The organism is Hymenobacter sp., from assembly GCF_036388155.1.
Classification (GTDB): domain Bacteria; phylum Bacteroidota; class Bacteroidia; order Cytophagales; family Hymenobacteraceae; genus Hymenobacter.
Window position 1 is genome coordinate 150,319 of the sequence record NZ_DASVSI010000025.1, and the last position, 9,356, is coordinate 159,674.

8 protein-coding genes and 1 pseudogene are annotated in these 9,356 nt (G+C 66.2%); 5 read left to right on the top strand and 4 right to left on the bottom strand.

Features of this window, described 5'->3' with window-relative positions:
* The first annotated feature begins 14 nt into the window (after positions 1 to 14).
* The 5 genes and pseudogenes from VF629_RS04010 (at position 15) to VF629_RS04025 (ending at position 5,841) form a co-directional block, all read left to right on the top strand.
* The gene (locus VF629_RS04010; RefSeq protein WP_331057162.1) at positions 15 to 2,555 is read left to right on the top strand and encodes a DUF4132 domain-containing protein; all 2,541 of its coding nucleotides are present in this window, start codon (positions 15 to 17) and stop codon (positions 2,553 to 2,555) included.
* Positions 2,552 to 3,463, top strand: a complete 912-nt coding sequence (locus VF629_RS04015) for a YwqG family protein (RefSeq protein ID WP_331057163.1) — start codon at positions 2,552 to 2,554, stop codon at positions 3,461 to 3,463. Before VF629_RS04010 ends, VF629_RS04015 begins: the two co-directional genes overlap by 4 nt.
* A 143-nt stretch (positions 3,464 to 3,606) precedes the next feature.
* Positions 3,607 to 4,863 (top strand): annotated as a pseudogene (locus tag VF629_RS04020) (2OG-Fe(II) oxygenase); the annotation flags it as partial.
* A 42-nt stretch (positions 4,864 to 4,905) separates the two neighbouring features.
* Positions 4,906 to 5,010 carry a WD40 repeat domain-containing protein gene (locus VF629_RS25765; protein ID WP_414653847.1) on the top strand — a complete coding sequence of 35 codons (105 nt, stop codon included), beginning with the start codon at positions 4,906 to 4,908 and terminating at the stop codon, positions 5,008 to 5,010.
* 42 nt (positions 5,011 to 5,052) lie between these two features.
* A complete protein-coding gene (locus VF629_RS04025; protein WP_331057165.1) occupies positions 5,053 to 5,841 on the top strand; it encodes a hypothetical protein in 789 nt (262 codons plus the stop codon).
* Between the two features lie 137 nt (positions 5,842 to 5,978).
* On the opposite strand, the gene VF629_RS04030 is transcribed toward VF629_RS04025, so the two are convergent.
* The 4 genes from VF629_RS04030 to VF629_RS04045 form a co-directional block, all read right to left on the bottom strand.
* Positions 5,979 to 6,620 (bottom strand): hypothetical protein, encoded by a 642-nt coding sequence (locus tag VF629_RS04030; protein WP_331057166.1) that lies wholly within the window; start codon positions 6,618 to 6,620, stop codon positions 5,979 to 5,981.
* 58 nt (positions 6,621 to 6,678) lie between these two features.
* Entirely contained in the window at positions 6,679 to 7,296 is a 618-nt protein-coding gene (locus tag VF629_RS04035) for a M949_RS01915 family surface polysaccharide biosynthesis protein (protein ID WP_331057167.1), read from the bottom strand.
* A gap of 12 nt (positions 7,297 to 7,308) precedes the next feature.
* Complete coding sequence (locus VF629_RS04040) at positions 7,309 to 7,854, bottom strand: WG repeat-containing protein (protein WP_331057168.1); 546 nt, start codon at positions 7,852 to 7,854, stop codon at positions 7,309 to 7,311.
* A gap of 221 nt (positions 7,855 to 8,075) precedes the next feature.
* Positions 8,076 to 9,356, bottom strand: a 1,281-nt coding sequence (locus VF629_RS04045) for a M1 family metallopeptidase (RefSeq protein ID WP_331057169.1), incomplete at its 5' end; no start/stop codon positions are given.

The window sequence follows — 9,356 nt, forward strand, 5'->3', positions numbered from 1 at the left end:
CCCGCTCCGCCGCCATGCCCGCTACAAAAAAAGACGCCTACAACCCCGCCATTCTGGATGCTGCCAGCACGGAGGCCGTGGAAATGAAACCCGTGCTGGCCGAGCTGCTGCCGCAGCTGCAAGCCAAAACCTACGGCACCAAGCTCAACGAACTACCCGCCTACCAGGCCATTCGGGCGCAGGACGCGGCTTACCAAAGCCGGCTGGTGTTGGCCCTGACGGCGTCCATCAAGCGTGTGGACCGCTCGGACGACTACCGAATTCGTTGGGGCATGGCCGAGGTGATGACCGCCCTGCTGCGTACCACCCTCACCCTTACCGAAGCCGACTACCTGCACCTGTTTGCCAGTTACGGGCTCGATTTCAGCAGCCCCGACAAGGTGTCGCTTCACGTGTACCCATTCCCGCTGCTGTTGACACTCAGCCAGGTAGCCAAGCTGGCCAAGCGCGAGCCGCTGGGCGAGCCGATGCTGGCCTTTCTGCGGCAATTGCGCGAGCACAGCACCGGCCAAACCGGCGACTTGCTCAAAATTCACCTCAAAGCCCAGGAGATAATCAGCCAAGTCGCCGGGGATGACACCCTGCCCGTGGTGGTCTTTGCCGACGGCGACCCGCTGGGCCAGGCCCTCAACCAGTTCGTGGCCGGCCTCAACCGCGCCGACCCGCGCAGCGCCGCTTGGCTGGGACTGCTTCAATTGTGGCCAAAAGCCACCGCCGGCCAACCCACGGCCAAATTGCGCAAGGAGCTGGAAGCTGCCACGGCCGCCATCGGCCCCGACGCCGTGCGCGAGCAGGGCCGCACCTGGCTGCAGCTACTGGCCGATACGCCGGTGAGGGAGAAGCAGCACGTTTATACGTATGAAGGCGGACGGGATTACCGCTACTCCACCTGGGACTTCGTGACGGAGTCCAACGCCACCGTGGCCAAGGGCCTCATCTGGACCCTGCAGTCACTGGCCGACCCGGCGCTATTGCAACTGTTGACGACGCTGGCGGCCAAATGCTTCCGCAAGATTCCGGGCAAGGGGCCACTGGCGGCTGGCCTGGGCAATGCCTGCTTGCTCGCACTGTCGCAAAACGGCCTGCCCGGCGTGGCGGCCCTGGCCCGGGTGCGCAGCAAAATCCGCCAAACCAACACCCAGGAGACCATTGCCCACTACATCGCCCAGGAATCGGAAAAGCTGGGGGTGAGTCCGGCCGAGATTGAGGACATGGCCGTGCCGGATTTTGGGCTCGAAAACGGCCGGCTGGTGGAAGAGCTAGGCGAATACACCGTCACGCTCACCCTGGCCGATGGCAAGGCCGACGTGCAGTGGCAGAAAAGCGGCAAACCCCTCAAAAGCGCCCCCGCCGCCCTCAAAGCCACCCACGCCGACGAGCTGAAGGAGCTGAAAGCCGCCCAAACCCAGGCCCAGCAAACCTACAGCGCCCAGCGCGACCGCCTCGACCGCGGCTTCGTGGAAGAGCGCCGCATGCCCTGGCCCTGGTTTGCGCAGTATTATTTCGACCACGGACTAATGAGCGAGCTGGCCCGCCGGCTCATCTGGCGCCTGCACTACCCCGATGGCACCCAACAGGACGCGCTCTGGGTGCGCGAGGCCTGGCACAACGTGCGCGGCCAGCCCCTGCCCGACCCGGCCGACGCCGCCGAAACCGTGCAGCTCTGGCACCCACTCCTCACCGAACCCAACCAAGTGGTGGCCTGGCGCGAGCTGCTCGACCGCAACCAGCTGCGCCAACCGCTGAAGCAGGCTTTCCGGGAAGTGTACCTGCTCACGCCGCCCGAGGAGCGCACCGCCACCTACTCCAACCGCATGGCCGCGCACATCCTCAAGCAACACCAGTTTAACTCCCTGGCCAAGCTGCGCGGCTGGCGCTACCGCCTGCTCGGGGCCTATGACAAGGGCTACGACTCCGAGATTGCCAGCCTGCCCCTGCCCACGCACAACCTCACGGCCGAATACTGGGTAAGCGAAGTGTACGCCGACGGCGAGTGGAACGACACGGGAATCTACAACTACGTGAGCACCGACCAAGTCCGCTTCACGCGCAATGACGCGCCAGTGCCGCTGCCCGAGGTGCCGCCGCTGGCCTTCTCGGAGGTGATGCGCGACGTGGACCTGTTCGTGGGCGTGGCCTCGGTGGGCAACGACCCGCAGTGGCGTGACAACGGCGGCCTGGCCCAGTTCCGCCCCTACTGGGAAAGCTACAGCTTCGGCGACCTGAGCGAAGTGGCCAAGTCGCGCAAGCTGGCCCTGGAACGGCTGGTGCCCCGCTTGAAAATCGGCAAAGTGAGCGAAATCAAGGGCAATTTTCTGGTGGTGAAAGGCCACCGCCACGTCTACAAAATTCACCTCGGCTCGGGCAACATCCTCATGGAGCCCAACGACCAGTACCTCTGCATTGTGCCCGACCGCTCCAGCAAGCAACTCGGCACCGGCGACGTCTTCCTGCCCTTCGAGGGCGACGCCGTGCTCTCCATCATCCTCAGCAAAGCCCAGCTGCTGATGGACGACGACAAAATCACCGACTCCACCATCCTGCGCCAACTGTGAACACGCCCCTCCCCCCGCAAACCCTCGCCGCCCTGCAAGCCGCCGTCGAAGCCGAAGGACTTGGCGCGTTCTGGCCGCGGCTGGCGTCGCATTGCCGCGCCAGCATCAGGGTGCTGCCGCAAGCCGCCCCGGCGGCGCCCCTGCCAGCGGGCGCGTCGCGGCTGGGCGGTGCGCCCGACCTGCCGGCCGGGGTCGCCTGGCCCGCCTGGGAGGGCCGCCCGCTGAGCTTTCTGGCCCAGCTGAACCTCGCCGAACTAGCCGCATTCCCGACCGCCGCCGCGTTGCCCGCCGACGGGCTGCTGTCCTTTTTCTACGATGCCCAGGAGCAGCCCTGGGGCTACAACCCCGCCGACCGGGGCCGCGCCGCGGTGCTCTACCACGAGGCGGCAGCCACGCTGGCCCCGCACCTGCTGCCCGAGGGCCTGTCGGCCGAGGCCTACACCGCCTTTCCGGTGGCCCCACTCATCTTTGCCGCCGAAATGACCCTGCCCGACCCTTGGGAAGATGACATCGACTTGGCCGAAGCCGAGCTGACCGAGGAGCAGCGCGAAGCCATCTGGCGGCTGCTGCACCGCCACGGCGACGGCACCAGCCGCCTCTTTGGCACGCCCGATGCCATTCAGGGACCCATCCGCCAGCAGTGCGCCTTGGTGTCGCGCGGCATCAGCTTCGGCAACCCCCAGGCGATGCAGCAAACGCGGGAGGCGCTGGGCTTCAGCGAAGCAGCGGTGGAGTCATGGCGCCAGCAGGCGGCCGCCGATTGGGAGGTGCTGCTGCAACTCGACAGCCACGAAGACGAGGCCAACATGATGTGGGAAGACCTGGGCCGCCTCTACTTCTGCCTGCCGCGCACTGCCTTAGCCCAGCGCGATTTTGGGGCGGTGTGGACGGTATTGCAGTGCTTTTAAGCAGAGGAAACGGCCAAATAATCTCACGTCGGCTTTTTTCACCCTTCTCATTCCCGGCAATGCCTGTGCCCGCGTCCGTCGTTCACCTGCTGCCCAGCAGCGACTTGCTGTGCTTTGTGGTGCCCGGCGCTTTCTCCGCGGCAATGTGCGAAGAGTTGCTGGCAGCCGCGGCCAGCGTTGGTTTTCAGGCCGCGAGCACCCACTACCCCACGTACTACCGCAACAACGAGCGCCTGGTGGTCGACGACGAGGCCCTGGCCGAGCGGCTGTTGGCCGCCATCCGGCCGGTGCTGCCCACAGAATTGCCCGCCGACGAGCCGGGCGCGGCCCCGTGGCAGCTGCGCGAACTCAACCCCCGGCTGCGCTTCTGCCGCTACGCGGCGGGCCAGTACTTTCACCGCCACCTCGACGGCGTGCACCACCAGTCGGCCACGGTGCAGTCGCGGCTCACGTTCATGATTTATCTGAATGACGCCACCGAATTCAGCGGCGGGCGCACCCTGTTTTACCGCACCAAAGACGACCCCGCCATCTGGGCCGAATACCAGCCCGTCCGGGGCGACCTCATCGTCTTCGACCACCGCATCTGGCACGAAGGCGAGCAGCTGGGCAACGGCGAGAAATTCGTGCTCCGCAGCGACATTCTCTACGAAACCACCGCCCGGCCCGCGCCGGAGACAAACGCTCCGTTTGGTGCCGGGCACTTGGGTTACATTTGGCAAGTAGCAGCCTTCGGAACGAACATCGTCAGCGCCGGCCGCGACAAAGTCATCAAGGTCTGGGACCCGCAGGGGCGGCTGCGGCAGACGCTGCCCGGCCACCAGAATTCAGTGCTGAGCCTCTGCCCGCTGTCCCCTACCCTGCTGCTCTCGGGCTCGCGCGACGCCACCATCAAGGTCTGGCGGCAGCACTCGGACGCGGTGGAGTTGGTGCGCACGCTGGCCCTCCACGCGGCCACAGTGCTGGCCATCGCGCCCCTCACTGACACCTTGTTTGCCAGCAGCTCGGCCGACCAAACCATCAAGGTGAGCGACGTGGACGGGCGCGTGCACTGCACCCTGGCCGGCCACACCGACTGGGTATGGCAGGTGGCGCCGCTGCCGCTCGGCCAGCTGGTGTCGGCTTCCGAGGACGGCTCGCTCCGGCGCTGGGACTGGCGGCGGGGGCAGGCGCTGGGCGTCATCGCCAGCGGCCAGCCGCCCGTGCACGCCCTCTTGTTCGAGCCGGAGCAGCGCCTGCTGATTAGCGGCGACTACACAGGGCACATCGAGGTGCGGCAAGCCAGCCCCGACTACGCGCATTGGCCCGTGCTACACCGCTGGGCCGCCCACCGGGGCATTGTGCGCGCCCTGGCCTGGCTGGGCCCCGACCGGCTGGCCAGCGGCGGAGAAGACAACAAGGTGCGCATCTGGCAGCTCTCGACCGGGCGCTGCGAACAGGAAATGCACCACGACGATTTTGTGCAGGCCCTGGCCTGGTTGCCCGATGCCCGCCGGCTGCTGAGCGCTTCTTACGACGGCACGCTGCGAAGTTGGGAACTGGCCTGAACGCGCAAGTCATCATTATTCAATCCTCTTTTCCTTCCCACCATGCTGCTCGGCGTGTACTGGTACTATGACTTTCCCGAAGGGCTCTACCACTTCGACTACTTCACTTTCCAGCCGGGCTTCGGCGGGCACGCCGACGGCCCGGCCGAGCTGACGGCCACCGTGCGTGCGCCCGACCCAGCCGCCCTGCTGGCCGCCGTGCAAGCCGTGGCGGCACGCTACCCCGACGGCTACTTGTTTGCCTACGCCCACGGCGAGCTGTTGCGCCTTACCCTGGGCGACTGGTCGGTGACCGATTACATTTTTCACGTGGCCGGTGAGCTGGAAGCCGTGTTGCGCCAGCATCAGGCCACCCGCACCGACCAGGACCTGCCCGCCGAAGCCACCCTGCTGCACCTGGCACAACCGCAGGACCCCACGCCGCTCTACAGTTACGGCGACGGCTTGCTGCAGGCCGTGAGTGCCAACTCCCGGAAACACCGGGCCGAAGTAGCAATGCTCCGCCTCGATTGCCACCTCCCACGAGCGCAAAAAGCCGCATTCATCATTGCCCTTGATGGGTTGCGGGGGCAAGCCGGGCTGGACGTGCTGTACTACTTTGACCACGAACTGCCAGACCAAGTGAACCTAATGGTGTTTTTAACCAACGGCCGCCAGGGCGTAGGCGGGCAGCCCCTCCGCTACACCCATGCCACCGCGCTGACCACGGCCGTACGCACTTGCCTGGCCGCCCACGGGGGCCAGCCCGGCCACCGCGGCCGCCACCCAACCCATTACCCACGGCGCGGCCCCCACGTGGTGCGCATGGCGGACGAAGACTTTGTGCTATGATTCCTTACAGCCCGCACGCCTAAAATTGGGCAGCTTTTGCCGGTCTTCGTTGCGTGCTCGGCAACGCGGGCAATGCCTTGATAACCGCTGCCACCGTGGCAATCGGAACAACCCAGGCGCCACCGATGCCGCCAACGCTACCCGCAAAACCGCTCGTGCGTGCCGTTGGCGCGGCGCTCGGCCTGCACCTCGTCCCAGCCGTCGCGCAGGGCCGCGGCCAGCTGGCTCATCCCGTCGTTTACCTGCTGGTTGAGGGCGGGCCACTCGGCGGCGGGCCGCAGGGCCAAGCCGGGGTAGCTGAGCGAAAAGTCGGGGGCGGTTTGGTTGTCGGCCTGCACCCGGGCAATGGTGCCCAGCCAGCGCTCCAGGGAGCAGCCGGCGTACCCGTTGAAATACGGCCCGGCCAAGTCCATAAAGGCGCCATGGGCACTATCCACCTCGAAGGCCGGGTCGAATATCTGGCCCACCTGCTCGGGGTCCAGCACGCGGTGCAGCAGCCGGGCCCGGTACTGCGCCTGGTAAAACCAGTACAGGCCCTCGTCGCGCTGGCCCAGGTCGAAGAGACGCACGGCCAGCACGAACAGCACTACCGCCGGCTGGTAGGCCAGCGCCGGGGCCAGGCCTTCGGCAATGGGCCCGATGGTGTCGGGCGTGGCATAAAGCAGCGCCGGGCTGAGCGGGCCAACGTTGATTTCGGGCCCTTCGGAGTTATAGTACGGCGTGACGTAGAACGGAATGGGCTCGGCCAAACCAGCGGGGAGCGGTGCAGATGCAGGCATAAACTTGCGCTAGTGAGGAGGTAAAATGCTCGTCCGGCTCGCTTTCCAAATAGCCCGGCTACTCTGCCAAGCTCTCCCGCACGTGCTGCTGCCAGAGCCGGGCCGCGTGCTGCCGGAAGGCGGCGGGCGCGGCTTGCAGGGCCGCATCGAACGTGTACGTGCCGCCCTCAGCCTGCCCGCCGCCCAGCGCAATTCGGCTGGTGCCGCGCACGGCGTACTTGCGCAGCCCTTCCCGCATGATGATTTTCTGGGTGCTCGGGCCCACGTCGCCCCGGCACACGGTGCGGTACACCAGCCAGACTTCGGCCGTGCCGTTGCCGTCGAGGTCGGTCACGGCGAGGCCTTTGGGCAGGAAGCGAGCCTCCAAGTCGAGGGGGCAGTCGGCCACGAAGTCGTGCACCTGCCAGCTGGGGACGGCGCCGGTGGCCGGGTATTGGTAGGCGTAGAGGTCGGCGCGCTGACCGTCGCTGCTTTGGGGGGCAGGGTCGGGCCCGGGGCCACTTTCGGTGGCCAGCACGGTGTAGGTGCCGGTGCGGTCGGTGTAGCGCAGGGCCTGCACCACGCGGCCGCTGCGCTTGAGCGTAGCCGGCACGGCGCTCGGTGCCAGCGGCTTGCTGGTGAGTTGCGCATGGGCCGGCAGGGCCAGCAAGGACAGAAAGAATAGCGGACGCAGCATCAAAGTCAGGTGTTAGGGAAGGGAATCGGGCTCGGGGCGGCCGCGGTGGTCGATGGACTGCCACGCTGCGCAGTCCCAGTACGAATGCTCGCCCTCGCGCACCAGCCGGCAGCGGCGGCCCACCCGCGCCCGGCCGCGCGCAAACGGAAAAGCCGCTTCGTACTGCGGGGGCAGCACCACGCGCCCGGTGGCGGTGTCGGCGTAGCCAATCAGCCCGGCGGCGTTTACCACGCGCAGCACGCCCTCGGCGGGGTAGTCGGGGCCATTGTCGAAAAGGAATGGGTGGAAGAGCACCCGCTCCTGCCGGTCGATGCCCACCCAGCCCCCGCCGGGCCGCCGCACCAGCGCCACCTTGTCGAACCGCTCGGTGGCCGCCATGGCGTAGCGCCCAAACGGAATGACTGTGTCGCCGGCCGCCGACACGTAGGCGCAGGCGTCGTCGGACGGGCGCTGCACCAGGCGCAGCGGGCCTTCCGGTTGCTGCGCAGGCTCGCCGAAATGGCAGGCGCTTGCGCTGAGGCAGACAAGGAATAGCAGGGCAGCGGACTGCTTCGGCATAAGGGCAAAACGGGGAAGACCTCCCGGTATTCGGCCGCAACCTACCAAAGATTGAGCGGACTGATAATTTTACTAAGTTCGCCCAGGGCCGCAAAAGTGGCAAGACCTCATACCCAGGTAAGCGGCTCGGTGCGGCGCCACCTTGCCAAGACAGGAGCACCAAGCCGCAGTTGCTGCGTCGAGGGTGTTGCGTACGCTGAACGGGCACTGTTCCAAGTCAGCTACTTCTCTACCTTTACCGCCTTAGCATTGTCTTCCAACTCCCAATCAATTAACAAATTGCGTGGGTCGAAGCCGACTTTAGCGGGCCGGTCAGGCAACGTCAGCACGAGTGTCTGCTGGCCAGATTTGATGAGGTGCTTTTGCAGATAGAGCTGCTTGCCCGCCTCTCCCGTTGCCGCGGCGAAGGCTCCGATTTCCACCCACTCACTCATCGGCCGTTTCGTTTCGGTGCCGGCGCTGTCCACTACCAGCTTGCTGGCTTGCAGGGTGAGCGTCACCTGCCAGGCGCCTCCTTTGAGCTGTTTGGCGGTGGCGGTTTCGGTGGCCAGCTCCCAAAAGGTGTTGGCTTTGAATAGGTCGTGCAGCAGCGGCTGGAGCGTGTCCGGCGTGGCCTTCCGCAACTCCCGGTACAGGTCCAGCGAAGTTGGGTGCGGCAGCGTGCCGGGGCGGTGCTGGGCCAGCAAATTCCGGAGCGCGCCGTTTACCCGGTCCCGCCCGATGTATTGGCTCAGCGCGTACAGCGCGAAGGGGCCTTTGCGGTAGTTCTGGTAAAAGTCGTCGGCCTGCAGCAGCGGTAAGGCGGCGCGGGTGCGCGGGGTTTCGTTTTCTTCCCGCAGGAAACTCAGGAGCCGTTTCAGGTGCTCGGCGCCGTACTTGTCCTCTAGCACGCCCATGGCCGAGTACCAGGCCAAGCTTTCGGTAATCAGGCCGGCGCCCTCTACATAGGCTTGTTTGAGCTGGTTGCCCCACCATTGGTGCGCTACCTCGTGCGCGACCACGGCCGTTACCAGGTCGAAGCCCCGCTTATCCGCTTTCGGGTTCAGGAGGAAAAATCCCTCTTCGGCAGTAATGTCGATGGGGGCGGCGTGGTGGCCGAAGGCGTAGCTGGGATGGGTCACAAAACGAAGCTGCCGGTGCGGATAAGGCCCAAACTGCTTGGTGTAATAGTCCAGCGAAGCCTGGGCGCTGCGGACCATCCGCGCGGGGTTTTCCGTGAGCCCCGGGGGATAAAAAATCTGGATGGCCACTTCCTGCCCTGGGCCGGCCGATGGGCTGTGCCAGTTGCCTTCGTGCACCGCGTAGTCGGCTGAGAAGAAGGCGTATTCGTTGCGAATGGGCGCGTCCGTGGCGTAGTGGAAATAGCGACGGCCCGCTTTGGTCCAGGCCCGGCGCAGGGTGCCCGGCGCCACCACCGTTTGGCCGGCATCCGTACCCACGGTGGCCGCAAAGCGGATTTGCTCGGGAAACGGAGCGTACCGGCGGGCCGCCACGTCGTAGAG